Below are 23635 nucleotides of genomic sequence, written 5' to 3' on the forward strand. Positions count from 1 at the left end.
CATTGGTTTCCGGCTGCGCCCTCAAAAGGCCATGTCGCCATATGAGTTGTTAAGCTGCGCAGCATAGATAAGCTGCCAAAGCTTCTGACGCTGCCGAACCGAGGGGACAGGTTCGCGATCTGCCACGTTTGGCCCCGTATGGTTTTTCTTGATGCGCGCCATCGTCGCTGTTCTCCTCTGCGTTACCGCTGCCCACGCCGCCCTCTGGGGCGTTCTGCGGGACGAGCAGAAAGCCCCAGACTTCAATGGAATGCTGCCCAGCGTGTCCTATGCTCCGTTCGAGGGGACCGGGCATCCTGACGTCGACAACATCCCGAACGCCGAGAAAATTCGCGCCGATCTGAAAAAGCTGGTTCCGCTCACCAAAGCCATCCGTCTGTACTCCTCCACGGGCGGCGTGGAACTGGTCCCCGCCATCGCCAACGAATTCGGCCTCAAGGTCACCGTCGGCGCATGGATCGACAAGAACGTGGAACGGAACGAGCGCGAGATTGCTGCAGCTCTCGATCTGGCCAAGCACAACAGCAATGTCATCGGGATCGTCGTCGGCAACGAAACCATCTACCGCGGCGAGCAAAAGGTCGAAGACCTCATCGAATTGATCCAACGCGTCAAGAAGCAGACGAATGTTCCTGTAACTACGGGTGAAATTTGGAACATATGGCGCGACAATCCGCAGCTCGCCTCGTCCGTCGATTTCATCGCCGCGCATATCCTGCCGTACTGGGAAAACTTCACCGACAAGCAGGCCGTCGATCAGGCCATGTACATCTACCAGCTTCTTCGGACCGGCTTCCCGGGCAAGCGGGTGGTGATTGCCGAATTTGGCTGGCCGAGTGCCGGCTACAACCTGAAGAACGCCTTTCCAGGCGCATTCGAACAGGCCTCCGTCTTGCGGAATTTCGTGACCCGCGCCGAAGCTGTGGGCATGGACTACAATATCGTCGAAGCGATCGATCAGCCGTGGAAATTTTTCGAAGGTGGCGTAGGCCCTTACTGGGGGATTCTTAATGCGTCTCGCGAGCCGAAATTCGCATGGACCGGCCCCATTGTCGATCAGGATTACTGGAAGATTGCAGGCATCGCCCTGCTGATTGGCGTTTTGCTGTCGCTTCCTATCTTGCGCCTTGCTCATCCGACGGTTCTGCAATCAATCGTTCTGGCGACCGCCGCATGCGGCGTAGGCACTTGGTTCGCCACCGTGTTCGCGTACTGGAACACGCACTATTTCGTCTTCGGATCGGCCTTTGCGCTCACGCTGGGTCTGATTCTTCTTGTGCCGCTTGTTCTGATTGCGATGGCCCGGATCGAGGAAATCGCCACCATCGCATTCGGACGCAAGCCCGCGCGTTTGATCGGCAACGCACCAACAGCCAACGAAGGCTTCTTTCCGAAAGTTTCAATTCACATTCCGGCGTACTTCGAACCGCCGGAGATGCTGAAACTGACCCTCGATGCGGTGTCGCGGCTGGACTATCCGAATTTCGAATGCGTCGTGATCATCAACAATACGCCGGATCCGACCTTCTGGCAGCCGATCCAGGACCATTGCCGCGCGCTGGGCGAACGTTTCATTTTCATCAACGCCGAAAAGGTCGAAGGCTTCAAGGCCGGGGCGCTGAAGATCGCCATGGCGCGAACCGCGGCCGACGCCGAGATCATCGGCATCATCGACGCCGACTATACGGTGACACCGGACTGGCTCAAGGATCTTGTTCCCGTCTTCGCCGATCCGTATGTAGGCCTTGTGCAGGCGCCACAGGATCACCGCGACGGTGATCGCTCGCTGATGCATTACGCCATGAACGGCGAATACGCCGGCTTCTTCGATATCGGCATGGTGCAGCGGAACGAAGCCAACGCGATCATTGTCCATGGCACCATGTGCCTGATCCGGCGCGCAGCGATGGACATGGCGGGCGGCTGGGCCGGCGACACCATCTGCGAGGACACCGATCTCGGCCTCGCGATAGTCGAACACGGCTGGCTGACGCACTACACCAACAAGCGTTATGGCTTCGGTCTGCTGCCGGACACCTACGAAGCGTTCAAGAAACAGCGTCACCGCTGGGCGTATGGCGGCTTCCAGATCGTGAAGAAACATTGGCGCCGATTCCTACCAAACGCCAGCCGGCTTTCACCGGATCAAAAGCGTGAATTCGCACTCGGCTGGCTAAACTGGCTCGGCGCCGAGAGCCTTGGCGTGGTCGTTGCGATCCTCAACCTGATCTGGGTGCCGATCGTCTCGTTCGCCGACATCGCTATTCCCGACAAGATTCTGACACTGCCGATCATCGCCGCTTTCGTGGTCTCGATGTCGCATTTCCTGATCCTCTACCGCCTCCGCGTGCCGGTGAAAGTCGGCCAGATGCTGGGGGCGATGTTTGCAGCGATGTCGGTGCAGTGGACCGTCTCGCGCGCCGTGGCCAACGGCCTGATCACCGACCACCTGCCGTTCGCGCGCACCTCCAAGGGCGGCCTCTCGCGCATGTCGGTGGAGTTTCAGGCGTTCTGGGAAGCGGTGATCGGCATTCTCCTGATCATCGGCGCTATCGTGCTCGTGGCCTTCAATCAAAAGGAAGTCCGCGAGATCGACATCTTTGCGGGCGTGCTGGTGCTTCAGAGCCTGCCATTTTTGTCGGCCGTTGCCATCGCGATTCTCGAGAACTCGCGGATCAACGACTTCAGCTTCTGGCGCAACTCCACGATCCGCGCAGCGGAACTGATCGGGCTTCGCCGCGAGGCAACTCCGGCCGTTACGGCGCAGCAGCCGGCCACCTCAGATGCGCGGCCGGAAGCGAACTGATCCCGGCCCGAGCTTGCCGGTTGCTCGTGCCGTTTCTCTCGGACGCCAACACACGGGTTACTTGAACGCAATCGCCCGATCATGGCCTCAAGCCTGACGCGTTCCTCCAGCTTGCAGAACTTGGCCGCAAACGCGCCTGCCCGGTTGCCGGGAAACGTCTGCATATCGCCCGACGGGTGGTTGCGGCGATCCTGGCACGGACATCCTTCTGCTGAGCCACATTCAGTTGCAGCGCTCGTACCATCCTGAAGCAGTTTCTCGGCGTTTACCGAGAAATTCCAGTCGCAGAAATCGCCCATCACCAGCGCCATCGGTGTCTTCATCGGCCTGAAGGGGCGCAGATTCCACAAGAGACGCCCAATTCAAGCGCAATCGAATCGATACAGCGCAATGTTCGTCTTTCGTTCATGAATTGAGGGCGCTCCCGGCATTGTGCACAGCCTGCCAGCTAGAATCTGAGCACGGGACAGAGCAACTCGTTCGATTCTCGGATGTTTCCGAAGCGAGCCCTAGGACGCTGCACTTGACCCGCACCGACCCTCCACCTACACACCCCCACACGTGAGCGCGTAGCTCAGGCGGTAGAGCACGTGACTTTTAATCATGGGGTCGAGGGTTCGAGTCCCTCCGCGCTCACCAACAAAATCAAACAAGCAGATTGAGACTCAAGGGCGCCGATTTGCGCCTGCAAGGTCTCGTGACAATGGATGAACCGTGGGCTGCTTGCTGCACGCGGCAGGCCGTTTATTGTGGGAGGTCAATCAGGATCAAAACCGCGGGTTCCGTTTGTCCCCCAGCAATCTCAGAATCAGTGAAAAGCCGCTTCAGCATCTCGCGCCGACCGGCAAATCAGAGAGGTTTGAGGGTCTGGCCTTCTCGACATCCGGGAGCACGCTGGGCGTCGCGACAGCGGATACAAATGCGGTGCTGCTGTTCCGCCGACAGAGCAATGGACTCTTTGAAGACACGCCATATCGCAGGCTTGAAGGGCTCGACTATCCGCACGATCTTTCCTTTTCCATGTGCGGGCCGATTGAACTGATGGCCATCGCCCAGCGAACCGGGGCCATTCCGCTCTATCGCGTGGACGAAACGCGCGACGACTTCGCGCCGGAACGAATTTTCGAGATCAGCGGTCAGACATCGAAGCTCTCGTTTTCCGACGGCGTCGCATTCGTTCCGCCCTACAACGATTGTCTCGCCGCGTGCAATCTGATCACGAACAGCATTTCGTTCTATCCGAGGGTTTCTTCATCGCCGGTACGCTTCGCCGTGACGCCGGATTTCGAGCTGACGCATCCGAGCCTCGTTCACCCCGATGGACTGGCTTTCTCACCGTGCGGTACGTGGCTCGCGGTCGCCAACCACGGCAACAACACCGTCAGTGTTTTCAGCCGACGCAACACGTTGCGCACAATGGGCAGGCTGCGATTTGGCCCCAAACCCATATCGATTATCGCTGACGATCAGTTGCGTTGTCCGCATTCAGTCGCATTTACCCCACGGACCAACCACCTCGTCGTGACCAATGCCGGAGGAAACTTCTTTAGCGCTTACAGTCCGCGCAGAGGCCGCTTTCGTATGAAGTGGAATCGGCCGACTGCCTTGCAAGTGTCCGTCGGCGAGGATTCGATTTTTCAGAAAGTGAATGCGGAAAACAAAATGGAAGGCGGTCCCAAGGGCCTTGCCATTCACGACAACAATCTTGCCGTGTGCAATCCCGAATTCGGCATCAAGATTTATTCGTTTCATGAGAGCTAGGGCGCGGCGCGGGAGGTGCATGGCACGGCCTCAGCGGTCTCTTCCATTGACATTGGAACAAAAAGAGAACATTCTAGCTACGTCATGAAGAGGACTGAACGTGATGGCCGACATTTCCTACTACGTTGCCCTCCCCTTCAGCACGGACGATGAAGGCAGTGTCGTAGCCGGAGCAGCGGAAGAGTTTCAGAGTGCCTCCAGCGCGATACGGCGGGCCGAAACACTTTCAAGGAGCGAGGGCGTTATAGGAGCGCTCGCCTTTACCCGCTCCGGTGACCCCATGACGGGCGATTTCAGAGACGCCACGCTGCTAAAGGCCTTTGGCAGCGTTCCTTCGGACCTCGCGGCGCTCTGACATTCCATCTTTGTATGCGACGCATTTGCGCGTTAGGACAGGCGGTCTTCCTGTTCCTTCAGTTCGTCCTCGCTGAGATCGATCCGGGGCGTCGCGAAATCACTGCTTTCCGGATCAACCTTGAACGGCGCATCCTTGGTCGGATCCTTGGGTGGCTTTGGTTTGCCGCCACTCTTGGTCTTGGCCTTGTCTTTTTTCTTCGGGCCCGTCATCGGGTTGTTTCCTTACCGGCAGAGCCGGGATAGCCGGCATCTTCTCTTGAATATGGCTGACCCCCGACGCATCTGCTACGTCTGGTTCGTTCGATTTCAGGACGATACACCATGACGGACTCGCCGCCACTCCAGGAAGCCCCCAGCGAATTTGACGTGCCCGTTCCTTACATGCGGCGGACCCGCGACTATTATCTCGCAATCGGCTACGACACACCTTATCGCTGGGCGCACAATATCGCCGCTCCGTTCCAGTCGCTGAAAAAGCCGTTGGCGGCATCCCGCGTCGCAATCATAACAACCGCGGCACGGTTCGATCCCACGAAGGGCGATCAGGGTCCGGGCGCAGCCTATAACGGCAGCGCGAAATTCTATCAGGTCTACGACGGCGATACGTCCCAGCAGCACGACCTGCGCATTTCCCACATCGCCTACGATCGCGCGCATACGTCCGCGACTGACATGAACACTTGGTTTCCGCTGGCGCAGCTTCATCGCCTCGCCGCGCAAGGCCGTATCGGTTCCGTGGCGCCGCGCTTCTTCGGCGCGCCCACCAATCGCAGCTATCGCGTCACCGTAGAGACGGATGCGCCGGATATTCTGGCGCGATGCAACGCCGACCACGTCGATGTCGCGGTCCTCGTGCCGAACTGTCCAGTGTGCCATCAGACGACGGCGCTCGTTTCGCGCCATCTCGAAACCAACGGCATCCCGACTGTGGTGATGGGTTGCGCCAAGGACATCGTCGAACACGCCGCCGTTCCACGCTTCATGTTCAGCGATTTTCCATTGGGCAATTCCGCCGGCAAACCTCACGACGTCGCATCACAGGCTTTCACGCTGGAACTGGCGCTGAAAGTTCTGGAAAGTGCGCCGAGCCCGCAGACAACCGTGCAATCGCCGCTGCGCTGGAGCGCCGACGCCTCCTGGAAACTCGACTACAACAACGTCGAGCGCATGTCTCCGGAGGATCTTGCCCGGCGGCGGCGCGACTTCGACACGCAGAAGGAAGCCGCCCGCGCCAATCGCGTCGCCTGACCTACTCCGCCATCCCCGCCGCCTTGCGCAGCGCGGCATTGATGCGCTCCTGCCAACCGGGACCATCCTCCTGAAAATGCTCAAGGACCTCCTGGTCGATCCGGATCGACACCAGTTCCTTTATACCCGGAATCGCAGCTTTCTTTGGAACGGCCTCCGGCTCCTTTTTGGTCGCCGCCTTGAACGCCGCCTCGGCCTCGGTCTTGGCGTCGCTCAGCGTGCGGGGCCGTCTCGGAGGTGAAGCCATCGTCAAATTCCCTCAAACAGCGCCGTGGACAGATAGCGTTCCGCGAACGATGGGACGATCGCCAGAATCGTCTTCCCGGCGTTCTCCGGCCGTTTGCCGAGTTCCAGCGCCGCCGCGATGGCTGCGCCGGATGAGATACCGGCCGGAATGCCCTCCATGCGCGCCAGCGCCCGGGATGTCGCGATGGCGGTGGAGCTGTCGATCTTGACGATCTCGTCGATCACGGATCGGTCGAGAATGTCAGGCACGAAACCTGCGCCGATGCCCTGAATCTTGTGCGGTGAATGCTGGCCGCCCGACAGCACTGGGCTTTCCACCGGCTCGACGGCGACAACGCGGAGCGACGGCTTGCGCGGCTTCAGAATCTGCCCCACGCCGGTGATAGTGCCGCCGGTGCCGACCCCCGCAACAAAAATATCGATGTTACCGTGGGTGTCGTTCCAGATTTCCTCCGCCGTGGTGCGGCGGTGAACCTCCGGATTGGCGAGGTTCTTGAACTGCTGCGGCATCACGGAATTGGGCGTGCTGCGGATCAGTTCTTCAGCCGTGGCAATCGCGCCCTTCATGCCCTGAGCCGCCGGCGTGAGAACGATCTCCGCGCCGAGGAACGCGAGCATCTTGCGGCGCTCGATCGACATCGATTCCGGCATCACAAGCTTCAGCCGGTAGCCGCGCGACGCGGCAACAAACGCTAACGCAATGCCGGTGTTGCCGGAGGTCGGTTCAATAAGAACGGTATCCTGATTGATGACCCCGGCCTTTTCCATCGCGATGATCATCGCCGCGCCGATCCGATCCTTCACGCTTGCGGCAGGGTTGAAATACTCAAGTTTGGCGAGAATCGTCGCCTTCACCCCGTTCTGCTCCGGCAAGCGGCGCAGCTTCACGATCGGCGTATCACCGAATGCATCAACGATGCTGTCGTAAACCCGGCCGCGTCCGGGCCGATGTGTCTGCGCGGCGGGGGTGGTCTTGGTATCCATGATTGCTCTCCGAATTCAGTCAAATGCGCGGCATCGAGAATAATATTGCAAAACGAGCAGCTTCAGCATTAAGAGGCGCAGCGATAGAGCGCGCAAGAGGCAATCGCATCACGAGATGCATTGCATCGCAAAACAGGATTTCGCAAAAGGAACGTATTTGTGTTGCGACATTTTCAAACTTTCCGGTCTATAGTGCGGGCGCGCCCAAGTTTGTAAGGGAGGTCACGATGCCAGCACTTGCTGAAATTCTGTCGACCAGACCATCACGGTTACCCCCGCGCATTGCCGACCGGCCTTTCTGCGCCGTCTGCGCAAACTCCATGGTTGCCGCCGAGGCGTCAGCTTTTCTCTCCGACGATGTGATCAGTTATCTCTGGACCTGCGACAATTGCGGGTATGGATTCGTCACGAAACATTCGACGCGGATCATCGCCTGTAACTGAGTTCGGAATTGTTCTAGCGCGGCGCAATGTCGCCACGCGACCATCTCTCACGAGTCACTGCGCGAAAATCGTCGAAAGTCCCAGCCGCGATGGCGGCACGGGCGTCGTGCATCAAACTCTGATAGTACGCAATATTGATTTCCGAGAGCAGCATCGCGCCAAGGGCCTCGTCGGACTTAACCAAGTGATGCAGATAAGCACGTGAATAGCCGCTGGTGGAGCGCCAGCCGCTCTCTTCGTCCAGCGGACGCGGGTCGTCGGCGTGCCGCGCATTGCGCAGGTTGATCACGCCAAACCGTGTGAAGACGTGGCCGTGCCGGCCATTTCGGGTCGGCATCACGCAATCAAACATATCGATGCCACGCGCGATCGCCTCCAGCATGTCATCGGGCGTCCCGACGCCCATTAGATAGCGTGGACGATCCTTTGGCAGGATCGGCGCCACCTCCTCGATCATCGCCAGCATGACGGCCTGCGGCTCACCGACAGCCAGTCCGCCGATCGCGTAACCATGAAAGCCGATGTCGATCAGCGCACGGGCGCTCTCCCGGCGCAACTCAGGGATATCTCCGCCCTGCGCGATACCGAACAGCATGTAGCCGTCAGGCGTTGTCTCGAATGCCCGCTTGCTGCGCTCCGCCCAGCGGATCGACAACTGCATCGCCCGCTCGATCTCAGCATGGTTGGCCGGCAGCCGTACACACTCGTCGAGCTGCATGGCAATGTCGGAGCCGAGCAGCCGCTGCACCTCGATGGCGCGTTCGGGTGACAATTCCACCTTGGTGCCGTCGATGTGCGAACTGAAAGTCACGGCACGCTCAGTCACCTTGCGAATTTTTGCGAGCGACATGACTTGAAAGCCGCCGGAGTCGGTCAGCATCGGACCGTTCCATGTGGTGAACTTTTGCAGCCCGCCAAGCGCTGCGATGCGCTCGGCACCCGGCCGCAGCATCAGGTGGTAGGTGTTGCCAAGCACGATGTCGGCGCCCGCCTCGCGAATGTCGCGCCAGTGAATGCCCTTCATTGCGCCCGCCGTGCCGACCGGCATGAAGGCAGGCGTGCGCACCGCGCCGTGCGGCGTGGTCAATTCGCCGGTCCGCGCTTCGCCGTCACGGCCCTGAAGTTTGAAATGGTTGGAAACGGTCATCGGGCGACGTTATGGGTCAGGTCGGCTTGCGAAACAACAGCGACGCATCGCCGTAGGAGTAGAAACGATAGCCCGTTGCGATGGCGTAGGCGTAGGCATGCTGCATGGTCTCCAGCCCGCTGAAGGCCGACACAAGCATGAACAGCGTCGAGCGCGGCAGATGGAAATTGGTCATCAGCACATCAACAGCTTTGAACCTGTAGCCAGGGATGATGAAAATCGCGGTCTCTGCGCTGAACGGCTGGATCTTCCCATCATCCGCTGCGGCACTCTCGAGCAGGCGCAATGACGTTGTTCCCACAGCTACGACCCTACCGCCCTTGGCGCGCGCGTCATTCAAGGCATCCGCTGTCGCGGCGGAGACCGTACCCCATTCCGCATGCATCTTGTGGCCGGACGTGTCGTCGGCCTTCACCGGCAGAAACGTCCCTGCCCCGACATGCAGGGTCACACGATGCAGACCAACGCCATGCTCGCGCAATGCGGCTTCGAGCGCCGGCGTGAAATGCAGCCCTGCCGTGGGAGCCGCGACCGCGCCTTCGCTGACCGCGAACATAGTCTGATAGTCCGTCGTGTCGCGCTCGTCCGGGGTGCGGCGCGAAGCGATGTAAGGCGGCAGCGGCGGCGCGCCGACATCCGCAATGGCCTGATCAAGCACCGGACCGTGGAAGGAAAACGCCAGCGTCACCTCGCCATTGTCGCCCTTGCGTTCGACTCGCGCGTCCAGATTGCCGAGCAGACAAACGCGGCCTTCATTGCCGAAACGGATATTATCGCCTTCGGACAGTTTCTTTGCCGGCTTTACCAACGCCTGCCAGCGCGAACCGTCGAGACGCTTGATGAGCGTGGCCTCGATCTTTGGCTCGGTCTCGCGGCCAATGCGACGGCCAGACAACTGAGCCGGGATGACTTTGGTGTCATTGACCACAAGCTGATCGCCGGCCTTGAGGTAGTTCGGCAGATCGCGAACCACGGCGTCCGCCAGCGGTTGATCCGGCATCACCACAAGCATACGCGCTGCATCACGCGGGCTGACCGGCCGCAGCGCGATGTTGCTTTCTGGAAGCTCGAAATCGAAAAGATCGGTGCGCATGATGCTCAAATGTCGATGGCCGGACACAGGCGAGCGAAAGCGACGCCGTTCTTCGAACGGCTACGCCGGGCCATCAACCAAATTGAGATTATAACGCCGGTCAGGCGGCGTCAGCCGCGATGTGCGCCTTGACGATCTTGTCCGGGTTCTTCACCGGCTCCCCGCGCTTGATCTTGTCGACATTCTCCATGCCCGACGTCACCTGGCCCCAAACGGTATACTGGCCGTTGAGGAAGGCAGCGTCATCGAAGCAGATGAAGAACTGCGAATTGGCGGAATCAGGATTGGCCGCGCGCGCCATGGACGCAGTGCCGCGCACATGAGGCTCCTTGTTGAACTCGGCCTTGAGGTTCGGGTAGCTGGAGCCGCCCGTGCCAGTGCCATTGGGGCAGCCGGTCTGTGCCATGAAACCTTCGATGACGCGGTGAAACACGATGCCGTCGTAGAAACCTTCGCGGACCAGTTTCTTGATGTGCTCGACGTGACCCGGCGCGAGATCGGGACGCATCTCGATGGTCACAGGACCTTGGGTGGTTTCGAGGATCAGAGTATTTTCGGTATCAGCCATGTTGTTCTCTCTGTCGGTTTGGGAGTTCGTTTGCGCCCGTCAAATCGTATCCTGAAGGGGCGTCCGGCGACTGCATCACCGAGGCCATCGGTCAACGACATCGGCGTGCATGATTCCAAGGTCTTCATGAGCGCGAGCCGGTATTGCAGCCGGTCATCATCGGGGGCATCCGGGGATTCATGGACAATTTTCGGATGACCGAATATCTCGCCATGACGCGTGAAACTCACCAGCACCGTAAGTTCCATTCCCGGGCTCGAACGCGGCAGTGCCGGCGGTTTCCAGCACTGCTTCAGTTTCGCAATCATCTCCTGAACGGTGTTGGCAGGATTTTCCTCCGCGCGCGCGCAGGAAGATTCCACCAAGAGCAATATGGCGAGGGGCGCGCCGAAAACAACCATGCCTCGCAGCCGCGGCATCGCTCCCTCGCTGTCGAATGATTTCCGTTACTTGATGTCAGATGCGACTTGGACCTTGACCATCTTGTCGGGGTCCTGAACCGGTTCGCCCCGCTTGATCTTGTCCACAACATCCATGCCGGATACGACCTCACCGACGACAGTGTATTTACCGTTCAGGAAGCTGCCGTCGGCGAACATGATAAAGAACTGAGAGTTGGCCGAATTCGGTTCGCTCGAACGCGCCATACCCACAATCCCGCGCTTGAATGGCACGTTGGAGAATTCCGCAGGCAGGTTCGGATATTTCGAGCCGCCGGTGCCATTGAAACGCTGACCGTCGCCGGTCTGCGCCATGAAGCCCTCGATCACGCGGTGGAACGGCACGTTGTTGTAGTAGCCGTCGCGCGCCAGCAGCTTGATGCGCTCGGCATGCTGCGGAGCGAGGTCCGGCCGCAATTTGACGATCACACGCCCCTTGGTGGTGTCGATAACAATGGCGTTGGCCTTGTCGAGACCGGCTGGAAGCGCCTGAGACCAGGCGGGCGTAGCAAAAGCGAAAGCCGCGAGAACGGCGAGGATGCGGATCATGACTACTCCGGATCAGAGGAAAGTTATTTGCCGGCGAACTTTGTCTTCAGGCGCGCGGCCACCGCCTTGGGCACGAAATGCGAAACGTCGCCCCCCATTCCCGCGATCTGACGCACCAGTGTGGCGGTGATCGGGCGGACGGTGGCTGAGGCTGGGAGGAAAACCGTGTAAACTTCCGGCATCAACGTCTGGTTCATGCCGGCAATCTGCATTTCGTAGTCGAGATCAGTCCCGTCACGCAGCCCGCGAATCAGGATCGTCGCGCCTGCCCGCTGTGCGGCCGTCACCGTCAGATCGCTAAAAGTGACGCAATCGATTTCGCAGCCGGCATGGGCGGCGATAGGCGCGAAAACCTCGCGAACCATCTCCAGCCGTTCTTCCACGGGAAACAGCGGTGCCTTGCCGGGATGAATACCGATCGCCACGATCAGCCGGTCGACCAGACTGCAAGCCTGTCGCACTACATCCAGATGGCCGTTGGTAACAGGGTCAAACGACCCCGGGTAAAGTGCGACACGAGACATGGCACCCCTCCTACCCCGGCCCGGCGAGCGCCGCAAGCGCATCCGGTTCCACAGGCCGGTCCAGTTTCGGAAGACCATATTTTTAACGTCCCGTGAACCTTTCACGGGTTTCAGGCGTCTTCCCTGCAAGCGGGCCGCAGAGGCCATCTACACAGGGGACGGACATGATCAAAGCTATTGCAGCCGTGACGATTGCCGCCTTTGCCGCAGCCGCCATCACTCTTCTGCCGAGCTTCGCGCCTCCGGTGGAGGCGAGCGTACCCCACACACTCACCAAGGCAGACCGGCTGCCGATTCGAGCCCTTAGCGATGCTTGTGCGGGTCAGAACTGGCCGAATATCGACGTATCCTGTCTGCGCCGCAGCAATTCAAAAACGACGATTCAGCCGGTGCGTGTCGTCAGTACCGACCGCAGTTAATCCAGCGGAAGCGGAGTCCGGGTCAGTCAGCGCGGCGATCACGGCTTTAGCCGCCGTTGCCGTTTTCGGTCTCATCGGTGATGTGTTCGACGGAGACCACATGCTCGTCCTCTGCCGTATCGAAGACGATTACACCCTGCGTCGATCGTCCGGCGATGCGAATGTCTTCCACCGGGCAGCGGATGAGCTGTCCCTTATCGGTGACCAGCATAATCTGGTCGCTGTCCTCGACGGGGAATGACGCCACCAGCTTGCCGTTGCGGTTGTTGACAGACATCGCAACGATACCCTTACCGCCACGGCCGGTGGTGCGATATTCGAACGATGAACTGCGCTTGCCGTAGCCATTCTCGCTGATCGTGAGAACGAACTGCTCGGCGGCCGACATCTCGACATAACGATTTTGGCTGAGTTGCACTGATGCCGAGGTTTCTTCCGCATCCGTCTCCGCTGTCTCTTCAGCCGCTGTCTCGCCCGCAACCGCACGGCGCATTTTCAGATATGCCACCCGCTCGTCAGACGAAGCCTCAAGATGCCGCAGGATTGTCAGCGAAATCAGCTTGTCGCCTTCGCCGAGCGCGATACCACGCACCCCCATGGATGTGCGGCCGGAAAACACGCGCACATCGGTGACCGGGAAACGGATGCATTGACCGCCTGCAGCGGTCAGCAGCACATCGTCGTTCTCCGTGGCGATCTGCACGTCAACGATGGATTCACCGTCCTCCAACTTCATGGCGATAATGCCGGAGCGGCGCACATCGACGAAATCGGACAGCTTGTTGCGCCGGACGTTGCCGCCGGTCGTGGCGAACAGCACGTCGAGGTTGCCCCACGACGATTCATCCTCCGGCAGCGGCATGATGGTGGTAATGCGCTCACCCTGCTCCAGCGGCAGGATGTTGATCAGCGCCTTGCCGCGCGAGTTCGGCGCAGCCATTGGCAGACGCCAGACCTTCTCCTTATAGACCTGTCCGCGAGACGAGAAGAACAGCACCGGGGTATGGGTCGAAGCAATGAACAGCCGGCTGACGAAATCCTCGTCGCGAGTCTGCATTCCGGAACGGCCCTTACCGCCGCGCTTCTGCGCCCGGTAAGCCGACAGCGGGACACGCTTGACGTAGCCCGCGTGCGAAACGGTAACGACCATATCCTCGCGCTGGATGAGGTCTTCGTCCTCGACCTCGCCTTCCTGATCGATGATCTGGGTCCGGCGCGGCGTGGCGAACTCATCCTTTACCGCGACCAGCTCGTCCTTGATAATCGACTGAATCCGCGCGCGCGAGCGCAGGATGTCGAGATAATCCGCGATCTCCACCGCGAGCTTGTCGAGCTCATCCGAAATTTCCTCGCGGCCGAGCGCCGTCAGGCGCTGCAGCCGCAAGTCGAGAATGGCCTTGGCCTGTTCCATCGATAGCCGGGCCGTACCGTCTTCGGCGACGCGATGGCGCGGGTCGTCGATCAGGAGAATCATCGTCGCCACGTCTTTGGCGGGCCAGTCCCGCGCCATCAGGGTCTCGCGAGCGGTGTTCGGATCCGGCGACGTGCGGATGACGCGGATGACTTCGTCGATATTGGCGACGGCGATCGCGAGACCGACCAGGATGTGGGCGCGGTCGCGCGCCTTGTTGAGCAGGAACTTCGTGCGCCGCGAGACCACGGTTTCGCGAAACGCGATGAAAAGCGTCAGCAGGTCCTTGAGGTTCATCACCTGCGGACGGCCGCCATCCAGCGCCACGACATTGGCGCCGAAATTGGTCTGGAGCGGCGTGAACTTGTAGAGCTGGTTCAGCACCACTTCGGGCACGACATCGCGCTTCAGCTCGACAACCACGCGGTAGCCGTCGCGGTCGGATTCGTCGCGCAGATCGGAAATGCCTTCGATCTTCTTTTCGCGCACCAGCTCGGCGATGCGCTCCACCATGCTCGCCTTATTCACCTGATACGGGATTTCCGAGACGATGATCGCTTCGCGGTCCTTGCGGATCGTTTCGATGCTCACCTTGCCGCGCATCACGATGGAGCCACGGCCGAGATGATAGGCGGCCCGGATGCCCTGGCGGCCAAGGATAATGCCGCCAGTCGGGAAATCGGGGCCGGGAATGATGCCCATGAGATCGTCGATGCCAAGCGCGGGATCGTTAATCAGCGCGATGCAGGCGTCGATAACTTCGCCGAGATTGTGCGGCGGAATATTTGTCGCCATGCCGACCGCGATACCGCCCGCGCCATTGACGAGCAGATTCGGGAATTTTGCCGGCAGAACCTTCGGCTCACGCTCCGAACTGTCGTAGTTCGGCTGGAAATCGACGGTGTCCTTGTCGATGTCGTCGAGCAGCGAATGCGCAACCTTTTGCAGGCGGGCTTCGGTGTAACGCATGGCGGCGGCCATATCGCCATCCACCGAACCGAAGTTGCCCTGCCCGTCGATCAACGGCACGCGCATGGAGAAGTCCTGCGCCATGCGGACCATCGCATCGTAGACCGATTGGTCGCCATGCGGATGATACTTACCGATCACGTCACCGACGGTGCGCGCAGACTTGCGGTACGGCTTGTTCCACTCGAAACCGTTCTCGTACATCGCATAAAGAATGCGGCGGTGAACCGGCTTCAAACCGTCGCGCGCATCCGGCAGCGCCCGCGCCACGATCACGCTCATGGCGTAATCGAGGTAGGAGCGCTTCATCTCATCCGTGATCGAAACGGGACGGATATCGACCGTCTCGGGCGGGCCGGACGGCGGATCTTCTTGGTTAGCCAACGTGCGAATCCTGGGTGCGAAATACAGTTATTATATAGGCCATTTCGCTGGCCAACGCCAACCACCTCACCGCTCGAAAACGAGATAAAAACCTCTTTTTTATCAGATATTTAGATGGCCGCTCTAAATCGATTCAAGGGCGCATTCTCTGCACCGGAATGTTTGTGGTGCGGAGACGCACCAACATGATCATGGTCACGCAAAAGCCGGTGAAAATCTCACCGGCTTTTGCACCCGCATTATGAAAACAAACGATCAGAATGGAATGTCGTCGTTCATGTCGTCACGGCCGCCGCCGCCGGCTGCCACACGGCGCGGCGCCGCCGAGCGCGAAGGTCCAGAAGATCCGAAATCGCCGCCGCCTTCTTCAGCACCAAACGAGCCGCCACCGCTGCTCTTGCCGTCGAGCATTGTCAAAGTGGAATTGAAATTCTGAAGAACGACCTCGGTCGAATAGCGGTCCTTGCCATCCTTGTCCTGCCACTTGCGCGTCTGCAACTGACCTTCAAGATAAACCTTGGAGCCCTTTTTCAGGTATTGCTCGGCAATCTTGCAAAGGCCTTCGCTGAAGATCACCACGCGATGCCACTCCGTCTTTTCTTTCCGCTCGCCGGTGTTCTTGTCGCGCCAGGTATCAGATGTCGCAACACTGAGGTTGGCGATCGGGCGGCCATCCTGCGTGCGCTTGATCTCAGGGTCTGCGCCAAGATTTCCAACCAGAATGACTTTATTGACGCTTCCCGCCATGGCTGTTCTCCACTTTCGCGCTCCGAATCCGGCGCGCTCCGAATCTGTAAGGATTTATGTTCGCGAGAGCACGATCCCAACCGGGAGTGCGCCCGCTTCCAAGATGACCCTATACTCTCCCGTCCGAGCGAATGACGCCGGGCCGCCGGTTATCCACACGCAACCCATCTAAATCCGAGACATAATACGTACTCTTTTTGTTCTCGTGCAAGCGGAACCTGAGAGGGAACCCTTTGATGCATAAAACATTGTTGAATCGGGTTCCCGAAAATGTGTCCAAACCGTGATGAAATCATGGAACCAAAAGGTCAAATATCTCAAACAATTCCTTGCATTAGAGGATTTCACTTCGCTTTCGACTGTTGCATTTCGGAGACGGCTTTTTCCGCAGGACCGCGTATATTCCGACCACGAAATCGAGAATCCCATTGCGTTCGCGCGTTGGACAAACTGCTTCGAAAAATCGAAGCAGGCCTAAAACTGGAGAAGAGAAGATGAAGAAATTTTTGCTCGGCACCGTGGCACTCGTTGCCCTCGGTACTGCTTCGGCGGTCGCTGCTGACCTGCCGGCACGTACCTACACCAAGGCGCCGGTTTATGCCGCGCCTGTCTACAACTGGACCGGCATCTACGTCGGTGCGCACATCGGCGCCGCTTTCGGTGGTGATGATGGGTTCGCGACCACCGATCCGCTGCTTTCCGGCAGCAACCGGGACGCAGCGTTCCTCGGCGGCGGTCAGATCGGCGCTGACTACCAGTTCGCTCCGAACTGGCTGGTTGGTATCGAAGGCCAGATCAGCGGCCTGTCGAACAACGATCGTAGCTTCACCGATGGCTTCGATGTTCTTCGTGACAAGTCTGACTGGCTCGCTTCGGTCACCGGCCGCCTCGGCTACACTTGGGGTCCGGGCCTGATCTACGCCAAGGGCGGTGTCGCGTTCCGTGATGATGCTGGCCTCGCTGCAACCGCTGGCTTCCTGCCGGCGGTTACTGATCGCCAGTCGACCGGCTACACTGTCGGCGGTGGTCTGGAATACATGTTCGCCCCCGCTTGGTCGGCGAAGGTTGAGTACCAGTACTATAACTTCGACACCACCAACGTTGCTTACACCGGTGGCGGTCTTCCGCAGTCTCTCAGCTACAAGGATGATCTTCACACTGTGAAGGTTGGCGTGAACTATCACTTCAACTGGGGTGGCCCGGTCGTCGCGAAGTATTGATCTTCGCAGACCTGAGCTTCTCAGGATTACGGAAAGGCCGGCTCTTTGAGCCGGCCTTTTTGCTTGCAGGTCGACTTTTTGACGATCAAATGCCGTCCACACAGCAAATCGTTGATGACGCTGGAACGGGACTGGAAATCCATCCTCGTTCTTCCTATGTTCCCGATACATGAATCTGACCGACAACAAGCAACCGGCGAGCGATCATCGCGTTTTCCGGAGGCAGCGCGGCTTATGCGCATAACGTGCCCGGAACTCCCCAATGGATGAAGTCATCAAGGCGACCCGCAAATCGACCGCTGGATCGAGCATGCGGGCCATTACGATTCGTGGAGCGCGCGAGCACAATCTCAAGAACGTCGACCTGGAAATCCCGCGCGACAAGCTGGTGGTGTTCACCGGCCTTTCCGGTTCCGGAAAATCGTCGCTCGCCTTCGATACGATCTACGCCGAGGGGCAGCGCCGGTACGTCGAATCGCTATCGGCCTACGCTCGTCAGTTTTTGGAAATGATGCAGAAGCCCGACGTCGACCAGATCGACGGCCTGTCGCCTGCCATCTCCATCGAACAGAAAACCACATCCAAGAATCCGCGATCAACGGTCGGAACCGTCACCGAGATCTACGATTACATGCGCCTGTTGTGGGCACGGGTCGGCATCCCCTATTCGCCAGCGACAGGACTTCCCATCGAAAGCCAGACCGTCTCGCAGATGGTGGACCGCGTGCTCGCCCTGCCCGAAGGCACGCGGCTGTATTTGCTGGCGCCTGTCGTCCAGGGTCGCAAGGGCGAGTATCGCAAGGAGTTCGCGGAGTTTCTCAAGAAGGGCTTCCAGCGGGTCAAGGTTGACGGCAAGTTCTACGAACTGGCTGAAGCACCGACGCTGGACAAGAAATTTCCCCACAACATTGACGTGGTGGTCGATCGTATCGTCGTGCGCCCTGATATGGCGCAGCGGCTCGCGGAATCTTTCGAGACCGCGTTGAAACTCGCGGAGGGTCTGGCGGTCGTCGAGTTCGCAGACACGCCTACGGGCAGCGAACCCGCGCCAGAGAAGAAGGCAGACAAGAAGACCGCCAAAATCCACGACAAAAGCGGTCCAGAACGCATCCTGTTCTCGGAAAAATTCGCCTGTCCGGTGTCCGGATTCACAATTCCGGAGATCGAACCGCGGCTGTTCTCGTTTAACAATCCGTATGGCGCGTGCCCCGCATGCGGCGGCCTTGGCGTCGAGCAGCACATCGATGCGGAATTGGTGATTCCGGACAAGGAACTGACGCTGCGCAAGGGCGCGATCGCGCCGTGGGCGAAGTCGTCATCACCTTACTACGTGCAGACTTTGCAAGCGCTCGGCAAATTCTACAAATTCACGCTCGACACCAAGTGGAAGGACCTGCCAAAGAAGACGAAGGACGCCATCCTGTTCGGCTCCGGCGACGATGAGATCAAGTTCTCCTATGAAGACGGCGTGCGGTCTTACGACACCAAGAAGCCCTTCGAAGGAGTGGTCACCAACATTGAGCGCCGGTTTCACGAGACCGAAAGCGAATGGGCGCGCGAGGAACTCGGCAAGTATTTCACCGACGTGCCTTGCGAAGCATGTCACGGCTATCGCCTGAAACCCGAAGCTCTCTGCGTCAAGATCGGCGGCAAGCACATCGGCGAAATCTCGGAACTTTCGGTGCTGCGCGCCGGCGAATGGTTCGAGTCTGTTCCTAAGCAACTAAACAAGCAGCAGAACGAAATCGCTGTCCGAATCCTTAAAGAGATTCGTGAACGGCTGTCGTTCCTGCTCGATGTCGGCTTGAACTATCTCACGTTGTCTCGTTCGTCAGGCACCCTGTCGGGCGGCGAAAGCCAACGCATCCGCCTCGCATCCCAGATCGGCTCCGGTCTGACCGGCGTTCTCTATGTGCTAGACGAGCCATCCATCGGACTGCATCAACGTGACAACGCACGGCTGCTCGATACGCTGCGCCGGCTGCGCGATCTGGGCAACACCGTGATCGTGGTCGAACACGACGAAGACGCCATCGAAACCGCAGACTACGTCGTGGACGTCGGTCCCGGTGCGGGCGTACATGGCGGCAATATCGTTGCTCAGGGCACGCCGGAGCAGATCAAGGCCAATCCCAAATCACTGACGGGACAATATCTCACCGGCGAGATGTATGTGCCGATTCCCGAGCGGCGGCCGCCTAATCATCGCCGCACCATCAAGGTGATCAACGCGCGCGGCAACAATCTCAAGAACGTATCGGCTGAAATCCCGCTCGGGCTATTCACCTGTGTCACCGGGGTGTCCGGCGGCGGCAAGTCCACGCTGTTGATCGACACACTGTACAAGTCCATCGCGCGCAAGCTTAATAATGCGTCGGAAGGTCCTGCTCCACATGATCGCATCGAGGGGCTGGAGCATATCGACAAGATCATCGACATCGACCAGTCGCCGATCGGCCGCACGCCGCGCTCGAATCCCGCGACCTATACCGGCGCGTTCACACCGATCCGCGAATGGTTCGCCGGCTTGCCGGAATCCAAGGCGCGCGGTTACGAGCCGGGCCGCTTCTCGTTCAACGTCAAGGGCGGACGCTGTGAAGCCTGCCAGGGTGACGGCGTTATCAAGATCGAGATGCACTTCCTGCCGGACGTCTACGTCACTTGCGATACTTGCAAGGGGAAGCGCTACAATCGCGAAACCCTGGAAGTGCTGTTCAAGGGCAAGTCGATTGCCGACGTCCTGGATATGACCGTCGAGGAAGCCGCCGACTTCTTCAAGGCGGTGCCGCGCATCCGGGATACCTTCAAAACGCTGCATCGCGTCGGGCTTGATTACATTCACGTCGGCCAGCAAGCGACTACGCTCTCCGGCGGCGAGGCGCAGCGGGTCAAGCTGGCGAAGGAGCTGAGCAAGCGGGCCACCGGCCGCACCCTCTATATTCTCGACGAGCCGACCACGGGCCTGCATTTCCACGACGTCGCCAAGCTGCTCGAGGTGCTTCACGAACTGGTCGCTCAGGGCAACACGGTGGTCGTCATCGAGCACAATCTCGAAGTCATCAAGACTGCCGACTGGGTCATCGATCTGGGGCCGGAAGGCGGCGACGGCGGCGGCGAAATCGTTGCATGGGGGCCGCCGGAAGACATCGTCAAGGCGCCGCGCAGCTACACCGGAAAATTCCTGGCACCGGTTCTGAAAAAAGGCCGCGCGGGAAAAATTCGCGATACCGATGAGGCGGCGGAGTAACGCCGCTTCCATAGAGCATTGGCAAGCGTTTTTCTCCAGGCCATGAGGACCATCACCTCACTCCCGTGCCCTTGCAGCGCTGGCACGTGACAACCTTGTCGCCCTTCTTCAGCAAGCCCTTGCCTTCGCAATTCTTGCACTTCTGCTTCTTTTTGATGTTGGGGCCTTTTTCATTTGCCATGAAGTTCTCCAGTTTAAGGCATGCGTCACGCGCGGGGACCAGCATAGCACCGCAAGGCTCGTAAGGTGCCGTTATTCGCTCAATGCGAGGGAGAGTGATGATGCCGCGCGGACAGATGTGACCTGACGGCTCCACCGTGAGCCGTCAGGCCGGATTGCGTCACGCCAACCGGTGGCGCGCCATGCAAACGTCACTGCCCGTGGCGGGCGAGATCTTGATCCGTCAGACCCCAGTCCTGCCAGAGTTTCAACGCCGCCAGCAGAATGACCAATCCGCCAAGGCCGGTGTGCAGGACTCTGAGCGCGCCCTCTCCTGAATAGCCGAGGACGTACGGCGAAACGGCGAGCCACAGACCCAGCGCCATCTCGGCCGCCTCTTCCCAGCGCTGGAGCGCAATATATTCCATCTGGGCAAGGCCAAAGACGAGGATGCCGACCAGAACCGCATTCAGAATTGCGAATCCCGGCTCATAGAGCTGGCCGAATCCGTGATTCGATTCGCCCGTGATCCACGGCGACAGCACGATCAGCAGGCCCAACAGCATGCCGAGCCAGTCTTCCCATGTGTGATGTGTTTCGAAAAACCGGATGTCAGACATCGTAAAACCTCCTGTAAAGAGGCATACGCCGGCGGCCCTCAGGCCTCACCTTCCGATTGAAAACGACCTTTGGCCGCATCGGGGTATGTCTGCAAGCGACATATGAATCCAGCAGGCCTTTACAAGGTGCGCCAAGATGATTTGTTGTATCCCACCATCAAGAAAGCAACCAATGACCGACACAGTCCAAAACAATCCCTCCAGGAAACGATACGAACTGGCCGTCGAAGGCCATATCGCTGCGACCTATTATGCGCTTTCGGATGGCGTGATCACCTTCATCCACACCGAAGTGCCGAAGGAACTAGAGGGCAAGGGTATCGGATCGAGGCTCATCAAAGGGGCGCTGGATCAGGCGCGCGCGGCCGGGCTCAAGGTCATCCCTCAGTGCCCGTTTGTGAAGGCCTACATCGGCAAACACCCGGAATATGCCGATCTTCTGAAATAGGCTTTCACAATTTTTAACGACAAAGAGGCTGAAGCCCATGAGCCAGAATGCCGTCCACAACAACACCGCGCTGAGCCGATATGAACTCGACGTCGATGGCGCAATTGCGTTTGCCAATTACCGACTCACGCCCCGCACCGTCATCATTACCCACACTGAGACGCCGCCCGCCCTGCGCGGCCGCGGCATCGCGTCAAAACTCGTGCAGGGCGCGCTGGAGCAAATCCGCGCCGACGGATTGAAGGTCGTGGCCGGCTGCGGCTTCGTCGTCGATTATCTGGACAAGCATCCCGAATTTGCTGATCTCGCGGCTTAGCCTTTCCATCATGATCCAAATAAAAAGCCCGCCACATCGGCGGGCTTTTCGCGGATCTGAATGGCGCTCAGACAATCTTGATCGACATATCTGGCAAGCCTTCCAGCTTGCAGAGCAGGACGTCCCCCTTCACGACCGGGCCGACATTCTCCGGCGTTCCGGAATAGATGATGTCGCCTGCCTTCAATTCAAAAGCCTCCGACAGCTTCGAAATCTGCTCGGCCACGCTCCAGATCATCTTAGTGAGATCGGAATTCTGTCTCACCGTGCCGTTCACGGCGAGCGAAATCGCGCCATTGGTGAGGTGCCCTGTCTTGGTCACCGGATGGATCGGGCCAAGCACCGCCGATTGATCGAAGCTCTTGCCGATTTCCCACGGCTTCTTCTCGGCCCCCATCGCGTTCTGCAAGTCGCGCCGCGTCATGTCGAGGCCAAGCGCATAGCCGTAGACATGGTCGAGCGCCTTGTCGGCAGGGATATTTTTGCCGCCTGACTTTAGCGCCGCCACCAGTTCGACTTCGTGATGATAATTCCTAGTCAACGTCGGATACGGATGCTCGGCCACCAAGCCGATCGCGACGACTTGAATGGCATCGGTGGGCTTCTGAAAGAAGAATGGCGGTTCCCGCGTTGGATCGGAGCCTCGCTCGATCGCATGAGCAGCGTAGTTTCGACCGATGCAGTAAATGCGGCGAACGGGAAAGACTTCCTTCAAACCAACAACGGGGATTGTCACTTGGGCGACGGAAAAAATCGGCGTCCGGCCGATTTTCGCTTCGGCGTTCCCGGTAACGGTGACGGCGGCAGCACCACCGGCAAGAACATTTCTGCGATTGAATTCAGTCATGTTTGTTTCCCTCTTCTGCTGAACTGCGCGGGCATTGTTATTGAATTCGAGCCGGGCCGCGGACGATTATACCGGCCCCGGCATTTTGTTCCGACCCGGCGCGACTTGAACAGTGACTCTGCCAGCGCATGGCTTGTGCAGCGCAACGAAAAAGGCCCGCCGTGGCGGGCCTCAAAACGTTGAGTGAAAGCACCCAGAGAATTCAGTGCTTGAGATCGTCAGGCAATTTGCCGCCGTTAGCCGCCAGCTTGGTCATCACCTGCTTGTGCAGCCAGATATTCATCTTTGCAGAGTCGCTGGTATCGCCATCGTACTTCAATTCCTTGGCGAGTTCCTTGCGTGCGCCCAAGCTCGAATCGATATCGAGGGCCTTCATCAAATCCACGATCGAGGTACGCCATTCAAGCTTTTCGCCCTTGGCGGCCACCGCCTTATCGAGAATCGGCGCGACATCAACCATCGGCACACTCGCACCCGATCCTCCCGCCGTAGAGCCTGCGCCACCGGCAGGTTCAGCAGCGTCAGCCTTGGTGCCGAAAATCGCGCTCATGATCTTTCCGAAAATGCTCATCTGTAAACTCCCGATAACCCATCAATGGATGGTGGATGAAGCTGACGCTTTTCCCTGCCCCGGCATACGTCCCACCGGTCACAAAAGAGTGTAGACGTCGCATCATCGCTT

General features: G+C 59.1%; 26 protein-coding genes and 1 tRNA gene. 11 read left to right on the forward strand and 16 right to left on the reverse strand.

Annotated features, from left to right (window positions below):
• Positions 1–21: 21 nt before the first annotated feature.
• A complete protein-coding gene (locus tag LVY71_RS12970; RefSeq protein ID WP_235100291.1) occupies positions 22–162 on the reverse strand; it encodes a hypothetical protein in 141 nt (46 codons plus the stop codon).
• On the opposite strand from LVY71_RS12970, the gene LVY71_RS12975 reads away from it, so the two are divergent.
• The 4 genes from LVY71_RS12975 to LVY71_RS12990 all read left to right on the forward strand — a co-directional run bounded on the left by LVY71_RS12975 (position 152) and on the right by LVY71_RS12990 (position 4922).
• The gene (locus tag LVY71_RS12975) at positions 152–2806 is read left to right on the forward strand and encodes a glycosyltransferase (RefSeq protein WP_235100292.1); all 2655 of its coding nucleotides are present in this window, start codon (positions 152–154) and stop codon (positions 2804–2806) included. The genes LVY71_RS12970 and LVY71_RS12975 overlap by 11 nt on opposite strands.
• Before the next feature lie 563 nt (positions 2807–3369).
• Positions 3370–3445 (forward strand) — tRNA-Lys (locus LVY71_RS12980).
• 75 nt (positions 3446–3520) lie between these two features.
• Positions 3521–4567, forward strand: a complete 1047-nt coding sequence (locus LVY71_RS12985; protein WP_235100293.1) for an NHL repeat-containing protein — start codon at positions 3521–3523, stop codon at positions 4565–4567.
• A 103-nt stretch (positions 4568–4670) separates the two neighbouring features.
• Positions 4671–4922, forward strand: a complete 252-nt coding sequence (locus LVY71_RS12990) for a hypothetical protein (protein ID WP_235100294.1) — start codon at positions 4671–4673, stop codon at positions 4920–4922.
• 32 nt (positions 4923–4954) lie between these two features.
• Here LVY71_RS12990 and LVY71_RS12995 read toward each other — a convergent pair whose 3' ends face one another.
• Positions 4955–5134: a hypothetical protein gene (locus LVY71_RS12995; protein WP_235100295.1), complete on the reverse strand. Its 180-nt coding sequence runs from the start codon at positions 5132–5134 to the stop codon at positions 4955–4957.
• Positions 5135–5245: 111 nt separating this feature from the next.
• Here LVY71_RS12995 and LVY71_RS13000 point away from each other — a divergent pair, with 111 nt between their 5' ends.
• Entirely contained in the window at positions 5246–6172 is a 927-nt protein-coding gene (locus tag LVY71_RS13000) for a glycine/sarcosine/betaine reductase selenoprotein B family protein (RefSeq protein ID WP_235100296.1), read from the forward strand.
• A gap of 1 nt (position 6173) precedes the next feature.
• Here LVY71_RS13000 and LVY71_RS13005 read toward each other — a convergent pair whose 3' ends face one another.
• Both LVY71_RS13005 and cysK read right to left on the reverse strand, forming a co-directional pair.
• Positions 6174–6419 (reverse strand): BrnA antitoxin family protein, encoded by a 246-nt coding sequence (locus LVY71_RS13005; RefSeq protein ID WP_235100297.1) that lies wholly within the window; start codon positions 6417–6419, stop codon positions 6174–6176.
• Between the two features lie 2 nt (positions 6420–6421).
• Positions 6422–7402, reverse strand: coding sequence for a cysteine synthase A (cysK, locus tag LVY71_RS13010; RefSeq protein WP_235100298.1), 981 nt, complete (start codon positions 7400–7402; stop codon positions 6422–6424).
• 227 nt (positions 7403–7629) lie between these two features.
• Here cysK and LVY71_RS13015 point away from each other — a divergent pair, with 227 nt between their 5' ends.
• Positions 7630–7845, forward strand: a complete 216-nt coding sequence (locus LVY71_RS13015; protein ID WP_235101491.1) for a hypothetical protein — start codon at positions 7630–7632, stop codon at positions 7843–7845.
• A 13-nt stretch (positions 7846–7858) separates the two neighbouring features.
• Here LVY71_RS13015 and tgt read toward each other — a convergent pair whose 3' ends face one another.
• The 6 genes from tgt to coaD form a co-directional block, all read right to left on the reverse strand.
• On the reverse strand, positions 7859–8992 hold the full coding sequence (gene tgt / locus LVY71_RS13020; protein ID WP_235100299.1) for a tRNA guanosine(34) transglycosylase Tgt: 1134 nt from the start codon (positions 8990–8992) through the stop codon (positions 7859–7861).
• Positions 8993–9008: 16 nt separating this feature from the next.
• Positions 9009–10085, reverse strand: a complete 1077-nt coding sequence (gene queA / locus LVY71_RS13025) for a tRNA preQ1(34) S-adenosylmethionine ribosyltransferase-isomerase QueA (protein WP_235100300.1) — start codon at positions 10083–10085, stop codon at positions 9009–9011.
• 100 nt (positions 10086–10185) lie between these two features.
• On the reverse strand, positions 10186–10653 hold the full coding sequence (locus LVY71_RS13030; protein WP_235100301.1) for a peptidylprolyl isomerase: 468 nt from the start codon (positions 10651–10653) through the stop codon (positions 10186–10188).
• Positions 10629–11072 (reverse strand): UCP034077 family protein, encoded by a 444-nt coding sequence (locus tag LVY71_RS13035; protein ID WP_235100302.1) that lies wholly within the window; start codon positions 11070–11072, stop codon positions 10629–10631. The genes LVY71_RS13030 and LVY71_RS13035 overlap by 25 nt, the downstream gene beginning before the upstream one ends.
• A 27-nt stretch (positions 11073–11099) precedes the next feature.
• A complete protein-coding gene (locus LVY71_RS13040) occupies positions 11100–11642 on the reverse strand; it encodes a peptidylprolyl isomerase (protein WP_235100303.1) in 543 nt (180 codons plus the stop codon).
• Between the two features lie 23 nt (positions 11643–11665).
• Positions 11666–12166 (reverse strand): pantetheine-phosphate adenylyltransferase, encoded by a 501-nt coding sequence (gene coaD, locus LVY71_RS13045; protein ID WP_235100304.1) that lies wholly within the window; start codon positions 12164–12166, stop codon positions 11666–11668.
• A 164-nt stretch (positions 12167–12330) separates the two neighbouring features.
• Here coaD and LVY71_RS13050 point away from each other — a divergent pair, with 164 nt between their 5' ends.
• Positions 12331–12585, forward strand: a complete 255-nt coding sequence (locus LVY71_RS13050; RefSeq protein ID WP_235100305.1) for a hypothetical protein — start codon at positions 12331–12333, stop codon at positions 12583–12585.
• 46 nt (positions 12586–12631) lie between these two features.
• Here LVY71_RS13050 and gyrA read toward each other — a convergent pair whose 3' ends face one another.
• Positions 12632–15349 (reverse strand): DNA gyrase subunit A, encoded by a 2718-nt coding sequence (gene gyrA / locus LVY71_RS13055; RefSeq protein WP_235100306.1) that lies wholly within the window; start codon positions 15347–15349, stop codon positions 12632–12634.
• 255 nt (positions 15350–15604) lie between these two features.
• On the reverse strand, positions 15605–16096 hold the full coding sequence (locus LVY71_RS13060) for a single-stranded DNA-binding protein (protein WP_235100307.1): 492 nt from the start codon (positions 16094–16096) through the stop codon (positions 15605–15607).
• 494 nt (positions 16097–16590) lie between these two features.
• Between LVY71_RS13060 and LVY71_RS13065 the strand changes: the two genes are divergently transcribed.
• Both LVY71_RS13065 and uvrA read left to right on the forward strand, forming a co-directional pair.
• Entirely contained in the window at positions 16591–17316 is a 726-nt protein-coding gene (locus LVY71_RS13065; RefSeq protein WP_235100308.1) for an outer membrane protein, read from the forward strand.
• 262 nt (positions 17317–17578) lie between these two features.
• The gene (gene uvrA, locus LVY71_RS13070; protein WP_235100309.1) at positions 17579–20563 is read left to right on the forward strand and encodes an excinuclease ABC subunit UvrA; all 2985 of its coding nucleotides are present in this window, start codon (positions 17579–17581) and stop codon (positions 20561–20563) included.
• Between the two features lie 52 nt (positions 20564–20615).
• On the opposite strand, the gene LVY71_RS22890 is transcribed toward uvrA, so the two are convergent.
• Positions 20616–20744, reverse strand: coding sequence for a hypothetical protein (locus LVY71_RS22890; protein ID WP_006020649.1), 129 nt, complete (start codon positions 20742–20744; stop codon positions 20616–20618).
• Between the two features lie 190 nt (positions 20745–20934).
• Positions 20935–21342: an SPW repeat protein gene (locus LVY71_RS13075; RefSeq protein WP_235100310.1), complete on the reverse strand. Its 408-nt coding sequence runs from the start codon at positions 21340–21342 to the stop codon at positions 20935–20937.
• Positions 21343–21514: 172 nt separating this feature from the next.
• Between LVY71_RS13075 and LVY71_RS13080 the strand changes: the two genes are divergently transcribed.
• Together LVY71_RS13080 and LVY71_RS13085 are read left to right on the forward strand one after the other, a co-directional pair.
• Positions 21515–21790 (forward strand): GNAT family N-acetyltransferase, encoded by a 276-nt coding sequence (locus LVY71_RS13080; RefSeq protein ID WP_235100311.1) that lies wholly within the window; start codon positions 21515–21517, stop codon positions 21788–21790.
• Positions 21791–21827: 37 nt separating this feature from the next.
• Complete coding sequence (locus LVY71_RS13085; protein ID WP_235100312.1) at positions 21828–22106, forward strand: GNAT family N-acetyltransferase; 279 nt, start codon at positions 21828–21830, stop codon at positions 22104–22106.
• 67 nt (positions 22107–22173) lie between these two features.
• On the opposite strand, the gene LVY71_RS13090 is transcribed toward LVY71_RS13085, so the two are convergent.
• Positions 22174–22953: a fumarylacetoacetate hydrolase family protein gene (locus tag LVY71_RS13090; RefSeq protein WP_235100313.1), complete on the reverse strand. Its 780-nt coding sequence runs from the start codon at positions 22951–22953 to the stop codon at positions 22174–22176.
• Between the two features lie 202 nt (positions 22954–23155).
• Positions 23156–23524, reverse strand: a complete 369-nt coding sequence (locus tag LVY71_RS13095) for a DUF3597 domain-containing protein (protein WP_235100314.1) — start codon at positions 23522–23524, stop codon at positions 23156–23158.
• Positions 23525–23635: the final 111 nt, after the last annotated feature.

Origin of the sequence: Bradyrhizobium sp. G127 (assembly GCF_021502575.1) — a bacterium.
Taxonomy (GTDB): Bacteria; Pseudomonadota; Alphaproteobacteria; order Rhizobiales; family Xanthobacteraceae; genus Afipia.

Bases quoted from the DNA above. Each gene is read 5' to 3' on its own strand.
- LVY71_RS13075 (WP_235100310.1), bottom strand. From the start codon at position 21,342: ATGTCTGACATCCGGTTTTTCGAAACACATCACACATGGGAAGACTGG.
- LVY71_RS13040 (WP_235100303.1), bottom strand. From the start codon at position 11,642: ATGATCCGCATCCTCGCCGTTCTCGCGGCTTTCGCTTTTGCTACGCCC.
- queA (WP_235100300.1), bottom strand. From the start codon at position 10,085: ATGCGCACCGATCTTTTCGATTTCGAGCTTCCAGAAAGCAACATCGCG.
- LVY71_RS13030 (WP_235100301.1), bottom strand. From the start codon at position 10,653: ATGGCTGATACCGAAAATACTCTGATCCTCGAAACCACCCAAGGTCCT.
- LVY71_RS12975 (WP_235100292.1), top strand. From the start codon at position 152: ATGCGCGCCATCGTCGCTGTTCTCCTCTGCGTTACCGCTGCCCACGCC.
- LVY71_RS13035 (WP_235100302.1), bottom strand. From the start codon at position 11,072: ATGCCGCGGCTGCGAGGCATGGTTGTTTTCGGCGCGCCCCTCGCCATA.
- LVY71_RS13090 (WP_235100313.1), bottom strand. From the start codon at position 22,953: ATGACTGAATTCAATCGCAGAAATGTTCTTGCCGGTGGTGCTGCCGCC.
- LVY71_RS13080 (WP_235100311.1), top strand. From the start codon at position 21,515: ATGACCGACACAGTCCAAAACAATCCCTCCAGGAAACGATACGAACTG.
- LVY71_RS12995 (WP_235100295.1), bottom strand. From the start codon at position 5,134: ATGACGGGCCCGAAGAAAAAAGACAAGGCCAAGACCAAGAGTGGCGGC.
- tgt (WP_235100299.1), bottom strand. From the start codon at position 8,992: ATGACCGTTTCCAACCATTTCAAACTTCAGGGCCGTGACGGCGAAGCG.
- LVY71_RS13085 (WP_235100312.1), top strand. From the start codon at position 21,828: ATGAGCCAGAATGCCGTCCACAACAACACCGCGCTGAGCCGATATGAA.
- uvrA (WP_235100309.1), top strand. From the start codon at position 17,579: ATGGATGAAGTCATCAAGGCGACCCGCAAATCGACCGCTGGATCGAGC.
- LVY71_RS13015 (WP_235101491.1), top strand. From the start codon at position 7,630: ATGCCAGCACTTGCTGAAATTCTGTCGACCAGACCATCACGGTTACCC.
- LVY71_RS13050 (WP_235100305.1), top strand. From the start codon at position 12,331: ATGATCAAAGCTATTGCAGCCGTGACGATTGCCGCCTTTGCCGCAGCC.
- LVY71_RS22890 (WP_006020649.1), bottom strand. From the start codon at position 20,744: ATGGCAAATGAAAAAGGCCCCAACATCAAAAAGAAGCAGAAGTGCAAG.
- LVY71_RS12990 (WP_235100294.1), top strand. From the start codon at position 4,671: ATGGCCGACATTTCCTACTACGTTGCCCTCCCCTTCAGCACGGACGAT.
- cysK (WP_235100298.1), bottom strand. From the start codon at position 7,402: ATGGATACCAAGACCACCCCCGCCGCGCAGACACATCGGCCCGGACGC.
- LVY71_RS13005 (WP_235100297.1), bottom strand. From the start codon at position 6,419: ATGGCTTCACCTCCGAGACGGCCCCGCACGCTGAGCGACGCCAAGACC.
- LVY71_RS13060 (WP_235100307.1), bottom strand. From the start codon at position 16,096: ATGGCGGGAAGCGTCAATAAAGTCATTCTGGTTGGAAATCTTGGCGCA.
- coaD (WP_235100304.1), bottom strand. From the start codon at position 12,166: ATGTCTCGTGTCGCACTTTACCCGGGGTCGTTTGACCCTGTTACCAAC.
- LVY71_RS13095 (WP_235100314.1), bottom strand. From the start codon at position 23,524: ATGAGCATTTTCGGAAAGATCATGAGCGCGATTTTCGGCACCAAGGCT.
- LVY71_RS12970 (WP_235100291.1), bottom strand. From the start codon at position 162: ATGGCGCGCATCAAGAAAAACCATACGGGGCCAAACGTGGCAGATCGC.
- LVY71_RS13000 (WP_235100296.1), top strand. From the start codon at position 5,246: ATGACGGACTCGCCGCCACTCCAGGAAGCCCCCAGCGAATTTGACGTG.
- LVY71_RS13065 (WP_235100308.1), top strand. From the start codon at position 16,591: ATGAAGAAATTTTTGCTCGGCACCGTGGCACTCGTTGCCCTCGGTACT.